The organism is Bacillus sp. FSL W8-0645, from assembly GCF_038007905.1.
Classification (GTDB): domain Bacteria; phylum Bacillota; class Bacilli; order Bacillales; family Bacillaceae; genus Bacillus; species Bacillus pumilus.
Genome location: NZ_JBBOYC010000001.1, coordinates 2,990,564 through 3,007,717, shown reverse-complemented (window position 1 = coordinate 3,007,717; position 17,154 = coordinate 2,990,564). Strand labels below are relative to the sequence as shown.

Genomic DNA, 17,154 nt, shown 5'->3' with positions numbered 1-17,154 from the left:
TTTTTTTAGGAGGCTTTTGGGTATTTTTGCAGCTCATTCCCTTGTTGTTCAATCTGTACTATGTTAAAGTGTCTAAAGAAAAGGCTTTAGGCCGAAGATTCAATTTTTTGCAGCTTCTTAGCTGCATCCATCGTATATAGCAGGAAGATTTTTGTAGATGCACCTTTAACGAATTCATATGGAGATGATGGAATTGGCAAAGAAGGAAGAGCACGTAAGAAAACCGGACTGGCTTAAAATTAAGCTGAATACGAATGAAAACTATACCGGTTTGAAAAAAATGATGCGGGAAAACAACCTGAATACCGTTTGTGAGGAAGCAAAATGTCCGAATATTCATGAATGCTGGGCAGTGAGAAGAACCGCTACATTTATGATCCTTGGATCTGTTTGTACGCGCGCATGCCGTTTCTGTGCGGTGAAAACTGGACTTCCAACTGAGCTAGACCTGCAAGAGCCAGAACGAGTGGCAGATTCAGTGGCTTTGATGAACTTAAAGCATGCTGTCATAACAGCGGTTGCAAGGGATGACCAAAAGGATGGCGGAGCAGGTGTGTTTGCTGAAACCGTTCGTGCCATTAGAAGAAAAAGCCCATTTACGACAATTGAAGTTCTCCCTTCAGATATGGGCGGCAATTACGATAATTTGAAGACGTTAATGGACACACGTCCTGACATTTTAAATCACAATATTGAAACCGTTCGCAGATTAACGCCAAGGGTTCGTGCGCGTGCTACATATGATCGTTCATTAGAATTCTTGCGCCGTGCAAAAGAAATGCAGCCCGACATTCCAACGAAATCAAGCATTATGATTGGACTCGGTGAAACGAAGGAAGAAATCATTGAAGTGATGGATGATCTTCTTGCTAACAACGTCGATATTATGGCGATTGGTCAGTATTTACAGCCTTCGAAAAAACATCTAAAAGTTCAAAAATACTATCATCCGGATGAGTTTGCAGAGCTGAAAGAAATTGCGATGTCAAAAGGCTTTAGCCATTGTGAAGCTGGACCGCTTGTGCGCTCTTCCTACCATGCAGATGAACAAGTAAACGAAGCGTCTAAAAAGCGTCAGGCGCAAGCATAACAAAGAAAACGCCAGAGATCTCTGGCGTTTTTTCTCGTGTTAATTTTGGCCGTAAGGGGCGTTTCTTCTCATGGTACGGTCGGAATTCGTCATACCATTTGCATCTTCTTTCGTAGAAATATCTCCACCTTGAGGAGAATATTTCATTTGTTGAATTGTTTTGGTTAAGATTTGATCAAAATCACGTGAATTGGTTTGAAGACGTGAAAAATTGGTAATGGATTGAAAGTGCTCTGGATTATCAGAGACGTATACATGATAATAACGAGGGAGAACAGAAACCGCCGTTTTCTTTACTTGATCGGCAGATTCATCCCGGTTTTTGTTGCCTGTTCGATACACAATCAGTGCATCCTCATCTGTCACAAGTGTGGCTGCATCTTTGATGTTTGGCAGCTGCACAGTTAAACTTGTAATGACGTGGGCGAGATGCTCGCGATTTAAAGCAGGTGTTCTTTCTTTCTGATCTGTTACTTGCTGGCGCTGATAACGAACATACCCTGCTCTGTTTGTGTCTGCTTCCGGCATGTTGGAATTATTTCCTTCATGACGATCCGACAGACGGATGGTTTTACTTGAAGAATCTTCATCCACTTGCCGGTTCATACCTGATTGAAAGCCGCACCCGCCTAAAAGCATGCTGAGAAGAATCGCGGCTGTCAGTTGTTTCTTCATAAATGTGACCTCCTTTTTTCTTTAGCTTCGGCTAAAACGGAAAAAACATGCTTTAGCAATTGATGGAGTTCTTCCAATGAATTATCATTAAAGATGGATCGTTTAAAAAGAGGTGAGAAGATGATCGTCATTCAAAATGCTACTTTTGATCTTGTAAGAGATATTAAAGACGGTTTTGATGAAGAAGCGTTTAAAGCAAGGTACTCAGATATTTTAAATAAGTACGATTATATTGTGGGGGACTGGGGCTACAATCAGCTGAGATTGAAGGGGTTCTTTGATGACCAAAACCAAAAGGCCACATTTGATACAAAAATCAGCACACTCGATGAATACATTTATGAATACTGTAATTTTGGCTGTGCCTATTTTGTCTTAAAACGAATCAGAAAATAACGCAAAGGGGAGCGTCATGATGTATTTCGTAGACAGAAAAAAAATTGAAGAGACATTACGTTTTTTCGAGGATCAATATGAGTTGATGCGCAGTCATCAAACATGGACAAGTCCACTAGAGAAAAAAGCACTGGAACGAATTGTTCATTTACTCGTCGAATGTATTCTTGATACGGGAAATGACATGATTGATGGCTTTATTATGCGTGATCCAGGAAGCTATGATGACATCATGGATATTCTTGTTGATGAAAAGGTTGTACCCGAAGAGGAAGGCAGTCAGTTGAAAAAGCTTGTCTCGTGCCGTAAAACACTTGTACAGCAATACCAAGAAGTGGTTCATCACGACTTGCTGCAGGTGATCAGCGAGGTTGAGCATGCGCTACAGGTTTTCCCAAGCCGCATCCGTACCTACTTAGAGCAGGAGCTTGGCCCAGTATCAGCGTTTAAATAATCCATTGGAGTTGTGAACATCATGAAATACAAAGGCTATTTAATTGATTTAGACGGGACGATGTATAAAGGAACAGAAAAGATTGAAGAAGCAGGTCAATTTGTTCAAAAGTTAAATGAGCTAAACATTCCCTACTTGTTTGTCACGAATAACTCGTCACGCACGCCGAAGCAGGTAGCAGAAAAACTTGTTTCATTCAATATCCCAGCAACAGAAGAACAAGTCTTTACAACAAGTATGGCAACAGCCAATTATATTGCCGAACAAAAGAAAGACGCGTCTGTTTACGTCATCGGTGAAGAAGGAATCAAGCAGGCCATTGAAGAAAAAGGGCTGACGTTTGGTCAGGAAGACGCTGATTTCGTTGTTGTTGGAATTGACCGCGACATTACATATGAAAAATTCGCAGTCGGTGCGATTGCCATCCGTCAAGGCGCACAATTTGTTTCAACAAATGGAGACATTGCTATTCCAACAGAAAGAGGGCTTTTGCCAGGCAACGGCTCGTTAACATCTGTATTGACCGTTACCACTACAGTCCAGCCAACATTTATCGGAAAACCAGAATCCATCATCATGGAACAAGCCATGCGGGTGCTCGGGACCGATTTGTCTGAGACGCTCATGGTGGGCGATAATTATGATACGGATATTATGGCAGGGATGAATGCAGGAATGGACACATTACTCGTTCATACAGGCGTGACAACAAAAGAGCTGCTTCAGAAATATGACAAACAGCCAACCTATGTCATTGATTCATTATCAGAGTGGATTGAGCGATGATCATAAAAAAGAGGACAAGCGTTATGCGCGCGTCCTCTTTTTTGCTTTATTCCACATTTCTCGCACTATGTGCCAGCCTGCTTGATGCTGCAGCAGCAATGGCGCCGACAATGTCATCTAAAAAGGTGTGGCACTCTCCTGTGGATTTATCGTTGAGTGTCCCGAGAATTCCTGGTTTTTCTTTATCGATATATCCGTAATTCGTAAAGCCGATCGAACCATAAATATTGACGATAGCAAACGATAAAATTTCATCAACACCATACAGGCTTTCGTCTGTTTCTAGAATAGACTGAAGCGGCTCGGTCAGTTTTTTTTGCTCGGCGAGTACGTCTAGTTCGATGCCTGTTAATATCGCATTTTGGACTTCTCGTTTTGCGATGACACGCTCCACATTGTGGATGCATTCTGTCATGTCTAAGCCAGGATGATATTTTTCCTGTAAAAAGTAGACAAGGTCTGCTATATCTTGAATGGATACGCCTCGTTCTTGTAAACGGCGTCTTGCTGTTTTTTCTACTTCGTTCATCTCATGATGATGTGGCATATATTCCTCACCCAATCCTCGTAATTTGTCCACAACGTGTAAAAAGCTTCGGATAGTAAATAGTATTCATAAATTCCTCAACCTGCGACTACGATATGGTAAGAGATCGATCATATGAACGCAGGTGAAAACATGAAAGAAACCATTTATCACACATTTGGTATTGATGTGCGTCAACTTATGCCATATGGCAGTTATCAGAGCTTTCAAACGTCGGAGGCTCTCTTTATCATTGTTCCTGTGTCTCATTTGCGAGAAGAAGAACTCACAGAGCTGTTTCATATCAGTCAGTATTTACTGAATGCCGGAGACCCATACGTCGCTGTGTTTGAATTAACAAATGAAGAGAAGCCCACCTTTACTCATGGAAAGGAGCTGTATGCTTTACTAAAGGCAGCACCGCCGATCTCAAGCCGTTCGTTTCAACAGGCGTCAGAGCTGGCGGCCTTTCATGTAAGGGGAAGAGGATTTCCATATGAGGTGTCTGAAACAAAACGAGTGGGAGCCTGGAAGGAATTGTGGGCAAAACGGTTAGATCAGCTTGAAGGCTTTTGGATGCAGCAAATGCACCAAAAACCACTGGAACGGTTTGAAAAAAAATTCATCGAATCCTTTCCGTATTATCTAGGATTAACGGAAAACGCCATTCAATATTTAGTAGATACTGAGCTGGATGATGAACCGAAAGAATGCGACTCAGGCACTGTCTGCCACCAGCGTTTTTCGCGGAGGACGTGGCCGCATGAGCAGCCGCTTCGTTTACCTGTAGATTGGGTCTTTGATCATCCAACCCGGGATATTGCCGAATACTTAAGAGAAACCTTTGTCCAGCATAAGGAAGATTTAATTGAAGAGGGTTTTTCCTTTCTTCAGCAATATGAGCAGGTGACACCACTTTCTTCTTTTTCTAAGCGTTTGTTATACAGCCGCTTGTTGTTCCCGCTTCATTATTTTGAAATTGTGGAAGGCTACTACATGTCGGGAGAAACTGAAAAATCATATTATGAAGAACGGCTAGATTACGTCTTAAATGATGCCAATCGCTATGAATACTTTCTAAAGGTCTTTCAAGAAATGAGTGCCATGCGAAGCGGCGGGAGCCTCATTCCACCTGTTGGCTGGATCACAGGTCCACTGATTTGAAGTTTCAGTGAACAGATGAAACGTCTCTTTTCTCTTGAGGCGTTTTTCGTTATGCTTAAAGAAATCAATCAAAGGAGTGTTCTTCTTGACGAAACCTTATGTCTATATCACAAGAAAGCTGGATGAAGCATCACTTACACCACTAAAAGAAGTCGCTCATATCGAGATGTGGCCAAGCGAAGATGAGTCGTGTCCACGAGAAGAATTAGAAAAACAAGCAGCGAAAGCGGATGCGCTTCTCACCATGCTGTCAGATCAAGTAGATGAAGCCCTTTTATCAAAGGCTCCACATGTTAAGGTGATCGCAAACCTTGCTGTGGGTTATGACAATATTGATCTTGAAGCCGCTAAAAAGCGCAACATCACCATTTGTCATACGCCTGATGTATTAACGGAATCCACGGCTGATTTAGCCTTTGCCCTTCTGATGGCATCAGCGAGACGGATTGTCGAGGCGAGTGATTGGATTAAGGAAGGAAATTGGACAGGCTGGGGCCCGCTTCTTCTTGCAGGAGCTGATGTTCATCACAAAACCCTTGGAATTGTCGGCATGGGCAGCATCGGAACAGCGCTTGCCAAGCGGGCAGCAGGTTTTGACATGAAAGTGCTGTACCATAACCGGTCAAGAAAGCCAGAGGCAGAAGCGCAGCTCGGCGTGACCTATGCGGCTTTTGAGGACTTGCTCACGCAGTCTGATTTCATTGTCTGCCTGACGCCGTTAACCCCAGAAACGAAAGACATGTTTAATGAAAAGGCATTTGATCTGATGAAGAACTCTGCTTATTTTATTAACGTATCAAGAGGACAGACTGTGGATGAGGATGCTTTATATGAGGCAGTCACGACAGGGAAAATTGCCGGCGCTGGTCTGGATGTATTTAGACAGGAGCCTGTCAGCCCATCTCATCCGCTAACAACATTACGTAACGTCACGGTTCTCCCTCATATTGGCAGTGCAAGTGTCGAAACGAGAAAAACGATGATGCGTTTATGTGCTGAAAATATTGCGCTTATCTTACAAGGTCAGCAAGCTAAAACGCCGGTTCGTTCATCATATCAGGCTCCCTGAGTTTCGGGAGCTTTTCTGACAAAAATATTTTGAAAATATAGAATCTTGATATAAATAGCTATTAAGCGGTTTCATTCTCACAATCTCATATTTTATTACCTTGTCAAAATGAGGATACCCCTTTATAATGTGTGTACATTGAATGTCTGTGTTAGGTTAACAAATGTCTTTTTAGAGAGGACATTGACGGAGAAAGGTGGAATTTCAGGTGAAGGCAATTCGAGTTGGACTATTAGGATTAGGAACTGTGGGGAGCGGTGTCGTCAAGATTATCCAAGATCATCAGGATAAATTAATGCACCAGATCGGCTGTCCGGTATTAATACAAAAAGTGCTTGTAAGCAATCCTGATAAAAAGAGAGATGTGGATGTGGCAAGAGAGGTCTTCACAACTGAAGTATACGATGTGATTAGAGATCCAGAGATTGACGTCATTATTGAAGTGATGGGCGGCATTGAAGAGACAAAACAATATTTAATAGATGCGTTAAATGAGAAGAAGCATGTTATTACCGCCAATAAAGATTTAATGGCACTTTACGGAACAGAGCTTTTACATGTTGCGAAAGAAAATGGCTGTGATCTTTATTATGAAGCAAGTGTCGCCGGAGGAATTCCGATTCTGCGTACGCTGGAGGAAGGATTAGCCTCTGACCGAATTACGAAGATGATGGGGATTGTGAACGGCACAACGAATTTTATTTTAACGAAAATGAACGTCAATAAAAGCGCATATGAAGATGTCTTAAAAGAAGCGCAGGATCTTGGCTTTGCAGAAGCAGACCCAACAGCTGATGTAGAAGGACTAGATGCAGCAAGGAAAATGGCGATTCTTGCAAGACTCGGATTTTCCATGAATGTGGAATTAGAGGATGTAAAGGTCAGGGGCATCTCTGACGTTTCTGATGAAGACATTAATTTCAGTAAACGATTTGGCTACACAATGAAGCTAATCGGAATTGCCCAGCGAGACGGAGAAAAAGTAGAAGTTAGTGTCCAGCCAACCTTACTCCCTGATCACCATCCGTTATCATCGGTCAACAATGAATTCAATGCGGTGTATGTCTATGGGAGTGCTGTAGGAGAAACGATGTTTTACGGACCTGGAGCTGGAAGTCTGCCAACGGCAACCGCTGTTGTATCAGACTTAGTCGCAGTCATGAAAAACATGCGTCTTGGCGTAAACGGAAGCGGATTTATCGCACCGCAGTTTGAGAAAAAGATCAAATCACCATCGGAAGTATTTGCTCAGCAATTTTTAAGAATTCATGTGAGAGATCAAGTCGGGGCATTCTCCCGTATTACATCTATTTTTTCTGAAAGAGGCATCAGCTTTGAAAAGATCCTTCAGCTTCCTGTGAAAGGGCATGATGATCTGGCTGAAATTGTGATTATTACACACCAGACCTCAGAAGAAGATTTCTCAAATATCCTGCAAAAATTAAACGATCTCGACGTGGTGGTTCAAGTGAAGAGCACGTACCGAGTAGAAGGGAACGGTTTAAGCTGATGAAGTGGAATGGACTTATTGAAGAATTCCAAGAATTCTTACCAGTAAACGAATCAACACCAAAACTAACATTAAATGAAGGGAATACCCCGCTGATCCACCTCGCCAAGCTTTCGAAAAAGCTAGGAATTGAGCTTCATGTGAAAACAGAAGGCGTCAACCCAACAGGCTCTTTCAAGGACCGCGGGATGGTCATGGCTGTTGCAAAGGCAAAAGAAGAAGGCAATGATACGGTCATGTGTGCTTCGACAGGGAATACTTCTGCAGCGGCAGCGGCTTATGCAGCCCGTGCTGATATGAAATGTATCGTCATCATTCCAGACGGAAAAATTGCCTTTGGTAAGCTCGCACAGGCTGTGATGTACGGAGCAGAGATCATTGCGATTGACGGTAACTTTGATGATGCACTGAAAATCGTCCGCAGCATCTGTGAAAAATCGCCGATTGCCCTTGTGAACTCTGTCAATCCGTACCGAATTGAAGGACAAAAAACGGCGGCATTTGAAATCTGTGAGCAGCTAGGCTCGGCTCCGGACGTACTGGCGATTCCTGTTGGAAATGCAGGGAATATCACCGCCTACTGGAAAGGCTTCAAGGAATACCATGAGAAAAAAGGAACTGAGCTGCCTGTTATGCGAGGCTTTGAAGCAGAAGGTGCAGCAGCGATCGTGCGAAATGAAGTGATTGAACAGCCAGAAACTGTGGCAACTGCCATCCGTATCGGAAATCCTGCAAGCTGGAAACAAGCTGTGGCAGCGGCAGATGAATCAAACGGAAAGATTGATGAAGTGACAGACGAAGAAATTCTTCATGCATATCAATTGATTGCTCGTGAAGAAGGCGTGTTTGCAGAGCCAGGCTCATGTGCGTCTATCGCAGGTGTGCTCAAGCAGGTGAAATCCGGAGAAATCAAGCCAGGCAGTAAAGTTGTTGCGGTATTAACAGGCAACGGATTGAAAGATCCGAATACGGCCATTGATATTTCACAAATCAAGCCGGTCACACTCGATGCAGATGAAGATCAAATTCTTGAACACTTAGAAAAGGCCGCGCGCGTATGAGTAAAGCCTCCATGCTTTTTTCAATCACAGTACCGGGAAGCACTGCCAATTTAGGACCAGGCTTTGATTCAGTTGGAATGGCGCTCAGCCGCTATTTAAAGCTATCGGTCTATGACCATGATAGCTGGCTGTTTGAAGCAGAATCAGATGTCGTGTCTGGGATTCCATCAGGCACCGACAACCTCATTTATCAAACAGCCAAAAAGGTCGCAGATCACTTTGGAAAAACACTCCCGCCTGTTTATGTCAAAGTGTGGAGTGATATTCCATTGGCACGGGGGCTGGGAAGCAGTGCTGCTGCAATTGTGGCAGCCATTGAGCTAGCCAATCAGCTTCTCGAATTAAATATGTCGGATGATCAAAAGCTCTTTTTTGCAAGTGAGGTAGAAGGCCATCCAGATAATGCGGGTGCCTCTTTATTCGGAGGTTTACTGATTGGTCTTCATGAAGAAGACAAGACACATGCTGTCAAAGTGCAGCATGTGGATATAGATGTTGTTGTCGTGATTCCTTTTTATGAAGTGCTGACAAAGGATGCCCGTGATGTCCTGCCAGAGGATTTTTCCTATAAACATGCCGTCAGTGCGAGTGCTGTGAGCAACGTACTTGTTGCGGCATTAATGACGCAAAACTGGCCGCTTGTTGGAGAAATGATGAATAAGGATTTATTTCATCAACCTTACCGTACAATGCTCGTCCCAGAGCTGTCGAAAGTAGAGCATGTCGCTTCGCTAAAAGGAGCGTATGGAACGGCATTAAGCGGTGCTGGTCCGACAATCTTAACCTTAGTTGAAAAAGGGAAGGGAGAAGCGCTGAAAAAGCAGCTTGCCCAAAACTTCCCGCATTGTGAAGTAGATTTGCTGACAGTACCAGTAGAAGGTGTTGTCGTGGAGCATGATCCTGTCAATCAAGTAAAGAACGTGCTGTAAAAATGCACGTTCTTTTTTTATCCTTGTTTTTATAGGATAAAGCAGGGATTATTATTTAGAGGATCGAACTATTTTTTATGCATAAAAGGAGGAGATACATTCATGAAGAAATTGATGACAGCAGAAGATTTAACGAAGATTGTTTCTGTTTCTCATCCGGTTTATTCACCAGATGGAAAAAAGGCGGTTTTTACAAAGGTCATGGTGAATGACAAAAAGGACGATTACAACATCCATTTATGGGTTCGAGATGAAGAGACAGAGGAGCTGTCACAATGGACATTTGAGGATGGAAAGCATCATCAGCCAGTGTGGTCAAAAGACAGCAGGCAGCTTGCGTTTATTTTGCAAAAGCCAAAGGAAGCTCCTCAGCTTGCACTGATTCAGAGCGAGGGAGGCGGTGTGCGTACCTTAACGTCGATTCCATACGGAGTATCTCATCCTGTCTTTTCACCAAATGGAGCTTTCATTTATGCGGCTGTGTCACTGAAACAAACAGAGTCTATACATGATGAAAAAAAGGAAGAGCGAGATGATTTCGCTCCTGCGGTATATGATGATTTGACCTATAAAGCAGATGGCAGAGGTTTTTTAGATGGGCGTTTTACGCAGATCATTCAAGTGGATACTCACTCAGGAGAGGTAGAGGCTGTCACAAGCGGGCAGCATCATCATGTGAATCACATGCTCTCTCCTTGCGGGAAATGGCTTGCCTATATTCAATCAAATCCTCAGAAACCTTACATAAGTGACGTGTGCCTCCGATCATTAGAGGATGGTACGACAAAGAAAATCACACAATCATCAGGCGCTTATTCTACCATGTCTTTTGCTCCTAATGGAGAAAGCCTCGTGTATATCGGACATGAGCGCGAATTTCAAAATGCTACTTTCCCAGCATTATGGCTGTATGATCTGAAGGAGGGAAATGTCGTTCAGTTGTCAGAAATGCTCGATATGTATGTGGGCAACTGTATGGCAGGGGATAGCGTTATGGGCGAAGCCAATCAGCTTCCGCAGTGGACAAAGGATAGCCAGGGGTTTTATGCACTTGTTTCTGATCAAGGCAGTACAGGGATTTATTATTTCTCTGTTGAAGGCTTAGCCTATCCTGTTCGATTAGAGGCAGAACATATCACAAACTTCAGCCTTCATCCAGATGAATCCAAATTATTGCTTAGCCGACTGTCACCCGTTTCACCAAGTGAGCTGTATGAGCTGACATTAGGGGAGGCGGATCTAAAGCAAATCACGTTCGAGCATGATGAATTCCTCAAGGAGCATGTCCTATCGGTACCAGAGCCATTTTCGTTTCAGTCAAAAGAAGGCGACGAGGTGCAGGGCTGGTTTATGAAGCCCTCCCAAATGGAAGAGGGGAAGACTTATCCGCTTATTTTAGAAATTCATGGCGGACCGCATGCCATGTATGGTTATACGTATTTTCATGAATTTCAAATGCTCGCCGCTGAAGGCTATGCCATCGTATATATCAATCCTCATGGCAGTCATGGATACGGACAAATGTTTACCGACCGTGTGAGAGGGAGCTATGGTGACGTTGATTATGAGGATGTCATGCTGGCTGTTGATCATGTGCTGAAAGCCTATGATTTCCTTGATGAGACAAGACTTGGAGTGACAGGCGGCAGCTATGGCGGTTTTATGACCAACTGGATTGTCGGACAGACCGACCGTTTTCACGCAGCCGTCACACAGCGGTCCATTTCAAACTGGATTAGCTTCTATGGCATCAGTGATATCGGTTATTACTTCACAAGATGGCAGATTGATGGGAATATTTATGATTCAGTCGATAAGCTATGGGATCGTTCGCCGCTCAAGTATGTGAGACAAGTGAATACGCCGCTTCTCATCCTGCACAGCGACGAAGACTATCGCTGCCCAGTTGATCAAGCAGAACAGCTTTTTGTAGCACTGAAGGAGCTTGGGAAAGACACAAGGCTCGTCAAATTCCCGAAAGCTTCTCATGATTTATCCAGAAGCGGACATCCGGGGCAGCGTATTCAAAGACTGACCTTTATAAAGGACTGGTTTAGAGAGAAGTTAAGCTAATAATAAAAAAACGACCCAAATCGGGTCGTTTCAGCGTGATGACAAACCCTCGCATTCCGTGTCAGTCCTGCGTGCTGGTGCTCACGAATATCAATTCGCTCCGCGCCAGTACTCGTCCTTCCTAGAATTCAAGGGTTTTCATATCACGCTGAAAAAGGCTAATACTGAAAAAAACGACCCGAATTCGGGTCGTTTTCATGTCATATATGAATTAGAAAACCTGTTCAACTTCTACAACGCCAGGCACTTCTTCTAATAATGCGCGCTCAATACCGGCTTTCAATGTAATGGTTGAACTTGGGCAGCTGCCGCATGCACCAAGAAGACGTAATTTCACAATGCCATCTTCAATGTCTACAAGCTCACAGTCTCCACCATCACGTAATAGAAATGGACGAAGTTTGTCCAGTACTTCCTGTACTTGGTCTTTCATTTCGACTTCAGTCATTGGATATAATCGCTCCTTTCACAACATATCACCATTATATTCATCTGGACGATAAAAATCTATTGATTGGTTTCAAAGTTTCCTTCTCATTATAGCACAAACTCATCTTGAAACAAAAAGTGATTTTGACTTTTTTCATACAGAAAATTCAGCTAAAATAAAGAAAGAATAGGGGGCTTGCCAAATGAATCAAACCGTCGATCTTTATGTATATGGAAGAGATGTACTTTGCGCTAGCTGCGTGAATCTGCCTTCTTCAAAAGATACATTTGAGTGGTTAGATGCAGCATTAAAACGAAAATATCCGAATCAGCCGTTTCGCATCACATATATTGATATTGAGCACCCACCAGAAAACGAACACCAAAAGGAATTGTCTGAACGAATTCTTGATGATGAATTCTTTTATCCGCTTGTCTTAGTAGAAGATCAAATTGTCGGAGAGGGCAATCCAAAATTAAAAGACATCTATCAAGAAATGGAGAAATACGGATACAAGAAGAGCAGTGAATAAACTGTTCTTTTTTTCAAAAATAAATCGAACAAACGTTCCTTTTTAGGTTGAAAAAGAACGTTTGTTCGATTATAATCAAATGAAAGGAGCGTGAGCATCATGAATTATTTACTGAAACAATCTCTTCATCAGCAAATACCAATTGAGATGATTTATATGAAGAAAAACGGAGAGTGCACGAAGCGTAAAATCATTGTCCACCGTCAAACGGACCAGCTCATTCAAGCGTATTGTTTATCAAAAAAGACGATGAGAACGTTTCGTAAAGACTGCATCCTTGCCCTTGCTCCGATTAAATTGACCCGTTCATCGGCACATGCCGTTTCATAGAAAAAAGCTCCCTCGTCATGAAGGAGCTTCACATGATGTTAGCCATTGTGATGCTTGTACATCCAAAGGAGTCCGGATTTTAGAAGTCTTGGTACACGGCCAATAAGTGGACGATCTGCTACTAAGCCAAAGCCGGCTTTTTTCCCTAAAGAGCCTAAGACACCTTTTAGCTTAAACTGAGGATAAGCCTCAGGAAGCGGCTCGTTTTTCCAGCGTTTTTGCAGAGATTGGACAATTTGTTCTGCCTGCGCCTCGGCAAGCTGTGCACTTGGGGCATGCGGCAAGCTTGCGCAATCACCCACGACATAGACGTGCTCATCTCCAGGGAGATTGTGATGAGGTGTTAGTACGACGCGGCCTTGTGCGTCTTTTTCAACATCCATCTCTCGTATCACTTTGCTTGGCTGAATGCCTGCTGTCCATACGGTGACCTCTGCTTCAATGGCGTCACCATGGTTGTAAACAACACCTTCTTCAACCTTCGTAATATTGGCACAGTTAATGATCTTTACGTCATTTTCTTCAAACCACTTTTGCACATATAAACTTAATCTTTTTGGGAAGCTTGATAGAATCAGCTCTCCGCGGTCAAAAAGAATAATGTTTAAATCAGCACGGCTTTCTCTCAATTCACTGGCTAGCTCTACCCCGCTAAGTCCAGCACCGACGATACCAACCGTTGCACCTGCACCCAAATTGTTTAATTTGTTATACGTATGTCTTGACTGATCAATGGTTTGAATGCTGTATGTATGTTCTTTCGCACCAGGGACATTATGATACTTGTCCTCACAGCCGAGTCCAATCACCGTGTCGTCATAAGGAATGGGTTCACGGTCGCTGAATAAGATCTGTTTGTTTTCAATATCAATTTTTTCTACTTCCCCATATTGAATATCCAGCTTCGGATGCTCTGGAAAAGATACTCGGATGTGATGATCAGAGATCGTTCCAGCAGCGAGTGCATAATATTCTGTTTTTAAACAGTGGTAAGGATTTCGATCAATTAATGTGATAGTAACATCATCAGGTAATTGATTTGGCAATAAGCGGTGGAGAACCCGCATATTCCCGTAACCTCCGCCGATCAAGACTAAATTTTTCATGACGATTCTCCTTTTCCCCGTAGACATTGAAAAACACTTATACTAAAAAACTTTAAGTTAAAATACCAAATAAAATTATATCGAATTTACTGTGAAACCACAATAATTGTTTCAAAATAACCTACATATTCATTAGTTAGTCCTAAATAGTAAAACATTTTACGAGGAATAGGCGTAACGATACAGGTGAAGCTCATGTTTTGACTAATAGAAGGAATTTCGGTAGGATGGTAAAGCAATGTGAGGTGAAGCAAAGTGTTCCCACTGATCGAATTTTGTGTAAGTAATCTTGCGCAAGGGTCTCAAGAAGCAAAAGAGAAGCTTGATAAAGACCCAAACCTAGACGTTATGGAATACGGCTGTTTAAGCTACTGCGGCAAATGTATGGACTCCCCATTTGCACTCGTGAATGGAGAATTTGTTTCAGGAGAAAATGCAGAGCAGCTAGTCGAGCGTATTTATGCTTTTATAGAGGAAAATGAGATGTTTTAAATGCACCACATGGGTCATGAGGTGCATTTTTTTCATACTTTGAGTTTCCATTTTCAAGGAGAATTAATAGAAAGCGCATCCAATATGTTATGCTAATAAAATATCTTCAAAATGAAGCATCACACGAGAGAAAATGAGGCATATGCATAATAAAAGCCCCTTGCCATGGCAGCAAAGAGCTTTTATGTATGAAAAACGGGGGATGATAAGATTGTCTCCTGAATCGACTCCTTTTATACTATAAAGAAACAACATTTTTGGAGGACGCTCATGACATCATTTCAATTCACGAAAATGCACGGACTAGGAAATAATTATATTTACATCAATCAGATGAAGGAACAGCTTCCAGAAGAGCAGCTATCAGAGATAGCAATCCGCGTGTCTTCTGTTTATACAGGAATCGGTTCAGATGGTATGATCCTCATTTGTCCATCAGATATTGCACCTGTGAAAATGCGCATTTTCAATAATGATGGATCAGAGGGTAAAAACTGCGGCAACGGTCTGCGCTGCGTCGCAAAATATGTGTATGAGCATCAAATCGTAACAGACACAACGTTTCAGATTGAAACATTGTCAGGACTCGTTGAAGCGACCGTTCATGTGCAGGATGGTCACGTACATTTAGTGACAGTTGATATGGGGAAACCTCGTTTTGAAAAAGAAGCGATGCCGATGCTTGGTGAACCAGGAAGCACAACGATTAATGAACCGCTTGATTTTGGCACGACAACCTTAAATGGAACGGCTGTTTCAATGGGAAACCCGCACATCGTTTTTTATTTAGAGGACATTGAAAAGGCACCGCTTGATACAGTTGGACCAATCATCGAAAAACATGACATGTTCCCAGAAGGCGTCAATGTAGAATTTGTAGAAGTGGTCAGTGAAACAGAACTGCATTTTCGCGTGTGGGAAAGAGGGTCTGGCATTACTCAAGCCTGCGGAACGGGAGCTTGTGCGGCGGCCGTATCCACGATTGTGAATGGACAGGCGAAAAAAGAAACGGACATGACGGTTCACTTAGCAGGCGGAGATCTCATCATTCGCTGGAAAGACAATGAGCATGTGCTCATGACAGGGCCTGCTGAAACGATTTGTGACGGCACATTTTATTTGTAAACCATTTATTTGAGAAAAGGCACCATCACGTTTATAATTGAAAAGAAACATCCAGTCAAAAGGAGGGATGATCATGAGTACACCAGTAACCATTACAGAAGATGCTGCACTGCAGATTAAAGATATGATGAAAGAACATGAAGAAGAAAATGCGTTCCTACGAGTGGGCGTAAAAGGCGGCGGCTGCAGCGGTCTTTCATACGGCATGGGATTTGACCATGAAGTATCAGAGAAAGACACGCAGTTCGAACAGCAAGGCATTCAGGTTCTTGTCGACTCCGAAAGCCTTGATATCATGAACGGCACCATCATTGACTTCAAACAATCACTAATGGGCGGCGGTTTCACCATCGACAATCCGAACGCGATTGCTTCATGCGGATGCGGCTCTTCTTTTAGAACAGCGAAGAATACCGGTACGCCGGAAGAGTGTTAACAACTGATCATGGATTAAGATAAGCCTTCTTGTTCGTTTGTTTTTGTAAACAACACGATCGAGGAGGCTTTTTTATTGAGGAAAATCAACCATAAAAAAAGACACTCAACCAGTGTCTCTTTCTCATATTGCTTCTTCTATTTTTAACAGTTCTTTATCCAAGACATCCACCAGCTCTTGGGTGCTAAACATATAGATCACCACTTCTTTATTGCCATCATCCACATGAACTTCAATCACAATTTTAATCTTTGCTTGTTTTTCATGGTACACCACTTCAAAAGTACCCACTTTTTTCGTTTCATTGTTTTTATTCATTTTTTGAACTTTAGAGAGTATCTGTTTTATTTCTTGATCACTCAAACCAGAATCTAAAATTGAAGTGGACACATGCTTTAAAAAAGGTTCTAGTTGATCAACATCCATATTCAATCCTGCTGCGAACTGAGCATAATGTTTATTGTAGTCTTTTGCAAACAGTTCAACTGAGCCACCAATCATCAGTAACAAGCTCAAACTAATCATTAAACGCTTAAACATCTTTCCACCTATCCTCCATTATATCTTCTTCATTTCCTATATCGGTTGATCAGATAAAACCTTCATTCTCACTTCAACAATTTATAAATCGCTCAATTTTGTTACAGCTTGCTCTCACAACTGGCTATTTCCACCCGAAAAGAGTATCATGAGAACCAAACATAAACTGTAGGTAGAAAAGAGGTTGCTGAGGTTTGAGTGAACAAATCAATTGCAGGAACTGTCATGAACTGATTCCGTATCGTTCTAAAACGTGTCCAGCTTGCGGGATTGAGAAGCCGCTTCCGAAAAAGGAACGTGTGAAGGATCGGGTGATTTTGGTTGTAGCAGGGATTGTTGTGGTGCTGCTTGCTGCAATGGTACTTGGAATGGCGAATGCCTATATTGGGATTTTTAAATAAACGAAAAAGGAGTTCCGCTAGTGGGAACT

General features: G+C 42.6%; 20 protein-coding genes and 1 pseudogene. 16 read left to right on the top strand and 5 right to left on the bottom strand.

Annotated elements, in window-relative coordinates; genetic code table 11:
* The first annotated feature begins 193 nt into the window (after positions 1–193).
* Positions 194–1,090 (top strand): lipoyl synthase, encoded by an 897-nt coding sequence (gene lipA, locus NST39_RS15585; protein WP_034317455.1) that lies wholly within the window; start codon positions 194–196, stop codon positions 1,088–1,090.
* 39 nt (positions 1,091–1,129) lie between these two features.
* On the opposite strand, the gene NST39_RS15580 is transcribed toward lipA, so the two are convergent.
* Positions 1,130–1,765: a YhcN/YlaJ family sporulation lipoprotein gene (locus NST39_RS15580; RefSeq protein ID WP_185106880.1), complete on the bottom strand. Its 636-nt coding sequence runs from the start codon at positions 1,763–1,765 to the stop codon at positions 1,130–1,132.
* A 120-nt stretch (positions 1,766–1,885) separates the two neighbouring features.
* Between NST39_RS15580 and NST39_RS15575 the strand changes: the two genes are divergently transcribed.
* From NST39_RS15575 to NST39_RS15565, 3 genes are read left to right on the top strand one after another with little or no spacing between them, the layout of a single operon-like run.
* Positions 1,886–2,161: a YutD family protein gene (locus NST39_RS15575; protein ID WP_003213192.1), complete on the top strand. Its 276-nt coding sequence runs from the start codon at positions 1,886–1,888 to the stop codon at positions 2,159–2,161.
* A gap of 19 nt (positions 2,162–2,180) precedes the next feature.
* A complete protein-coding gene (locus tag NST39_RS15570; protein ID WP_268485311.1) occupies positions 2,181–2,615 on the top strand; it encodes a DUF86 domain-containing protein in 435 nt (144 codons plus the stop codon).
* An 18-nt stretch (positions 2,616–2,633) separates the two neighbouring features.
* Positions 2,634–3,401, top strand: coding sequence for a TIGR01457 family HAD-type hydrolase (locus NST39_RS15565; RefSeq protein ID WP_341029982.1), 768 nt, complete (start codon positions 2,634–2,636; stop codon positions 3,399–3,401).
* 46 nt (positions 3,402–3,447) lie between these two features.
* Here NST39_RS15565 and NST39_RS15560 read toward each other — a convergent pair whose 3' ends face one another.
* On the bottom strand, positions 3,448–3,948 hold the full coding sequence (locus NST39_RS15560) for a phosphatidylglycerophosphatase A family protein (RefSeq protein WP_113768044.1): 501 nt from the start codon (positions 3,946–3,948) through the stop codon (positions 3,448–3,450).
* Positions 3,949–4,080: 132 nt separating this feature from the next.
* On the opposite strand from NST39_RS15560, the gene yutH reads away from it, so the two are divergent.
* The 6 genes from yutH to NST39_RS15530 all read left to right on the top strand — a co-directional run bounded on the left by yutH (position 4,081) and on the right by NST39_RS15530 (position 11,733).
* Complete coding sequence (yutH, locus tag NST39_RS15555) at positions 4,081–5,091, top strand: spore coat putative kinase YutH (RefSeq protein ID WP_065099109.1); 1,011 nt, start codon at positions 4,081–4,083, stop codon at positions 5,089–5,091.
* Positions 5,092–5,176: 85 nt separating this feature from the next.
* A complete protein-coding gene (locus NST39_RS15550; protein WP_341029129.1) occupies positions 5,177–6,160 on the top strand; it encodes a 2-hydroxyacid dehydrogenase in 984 nt (327 codons plus the stop codon).
* A 208-nt stretch (positions 6,161–6,368) separates the two neighbouring features.
* Positions 6,369–7,670, top strand: a complete 1,302-nt coding sequence (locus tag NST39_RS15545) for a homoserine dehydrogenase (protein WP_126740857.1) — start codon at positions 6,369–6,371, stop codon at positions 7,668–7,670.
* Positions 7,670–8,731, top strand: coding sequence for a threonine synthase (gene thrC / locus NST39_RS15540; RefSeq protein ID WP_341029128.1), 1,062 nt, complete (start codon positions 7,670–7,672; stop codon positions 8,729–8,731). The genes NST39_RS15545 and thrC overlap by 1 nt, the downstream gene beginning before the upstream one ends.
* Complete coding sequence (thrB, locus tag NST39_RS15535; protein WP_341029126.1) at positions 8,728–9,660, top strand: homoserine kinase; 933 nt, start codon at positions 8,728–8,730, stop codon at positions 9,658–9,660. The genes thrC and thrB overlap by 4 nt, the downstream gene beginning before the upstream one ends.
* Before the next feature lie 102 nt (positions 9,661–9,762).
* Positions 9,763–11,733 (top strand): S9 family peptidase, encoded by a 1,971-nt coding sequence (locus tag NST39_RS15530; RefSeq protein ID WP_341029124.1) that lies wholly within the window; start codon positions 9,763–9,765, stop codon positions 11,731–11,733.
* A gap of 211 nt (positions 11,734–11,944) precedes the next feature.
* Here the strand turns inward: NST39_RS15530 and NST39_RS15525 are convergent.
* Positions 11,945–12,244 (bottom strand): annotated as a pseudogene (locus NST39_RS15525) (NifU family protein).
* Positions 12,245–12,365: 121 nt separating this feature from the next.
* Here NST39_RS15525 and NST39_RS15520 point away from each other — a divergent pair.
* Entirely contained in the window at positions 12,366–12,695 is a 330-nt protein-coding gene (locus NST39_RS15520; RefSeq protein WP_106029275.1) for a YuzD family protein, read from the top strand.
* A gap of 99 nt (positions 12,696–12,794) precedes the next feature.
* Entirely contained in the window at positions 12,795–13,025 is a 231-nt protein-coding gene (locus NST39_RS15515) for a hypothetical protein (RefSeq protein ID WP_058013767.1), read from the top strand.
* A gap of 38 nt (positions 13,026–13,063) precedes the next feature.
* Here the strand turns inward: NST39_RS15515 and NST39_RS15510 are convergent, their stop codons facing one another.
* Positions 13,064–14,131, bottom strand: coding sequence for an NAD(P)/FAD-dependent oxidoreductase (locus NST39_RS15510; RefSeq protein ID WP_341029123.1), 1,068 nt, complete (start codon positions 14,129–14,131; stop codon positions 13,064–13,066).
* Positions 14,132–14,386: 255 nt separating this feature from the next.
* Between NST39_RS15510 and NST39_RS15505 the strand changes: the two genes are divergently transcribed.
* From NST39_RS15505 to erpA, 3 genes are all read left to right on the top strand, one after another.
* Positions 14,387–14,623, top strand: a complete 237-nt coding sequence (locus tag NST39_RS15505; protein ID WP_003213414.1) for a YuzB family protein — start codon at positions 14,387–14,389, stop codon at positions 14,621–14,623.
* A gap of 270 nt (positions 14,624–14,893) precedes the next feature.
* A complete protein-coding gene (gene dapF / locus NST39_RS15500; RefSeq protein ID WP_341029122.1) occupies positions 14,894–15,748 on the top strand; it encodes a diaminopimelate epimerase in 855 nt (284 codons plus the stop codon).
* A gap of 73 nt (positions 15,749–15,821) precedes the next feature.
* The gene (erpA, locus tag NST39_RS15495; protein ID WP_340912823.1) at positions 15,822–16,184 is read left to right on the top strand and encodes an iron-sulfur cluster insertion protein ErpA; all 363 of its coding nucleotides are present in this window, start codon (positions 15,822–15,824) and stop codon (positions 16,182–16,184) included.
* Positions 16,185–16,307: 123 nt separating this feature from the next.
* Here the strand turns inward: erpA and NST39_RS15490 are convergent, their stop codons facing one another.
* Positions 16,308–16,724 carry a hypothetical protein gene (locus NST39_RS15490; RefSeq protein ID WP_341029121.1) on the bottom strand — a complete coding sequence of 139 codons (417 nt, stop codon included), beginning with the start codon at positions 16,722–16,724 and terminating at the stop codon, positions 16,308–16,310.
* Between the two features lie 194 nt (positions 16,725–16,918).
* Here NST39_RS15490 and NST39_RS15485 point away from each other — a divergent pair, with 194 nt between their 5' ends.
* The gene (locus NST39_RS15485; RefSeq protein WP_044140840.1) at positions 16,919–17,125 is read left to right on the top strand and encodes a hypothetical protein; all 207 of its coding nucleotides are present in this window, start codon (positions 16,919–16,921) and stop codon (positions 17,123–17,125) included.
* Positions 17,126–17,154 lie beyond the last annotated feature (29 nt).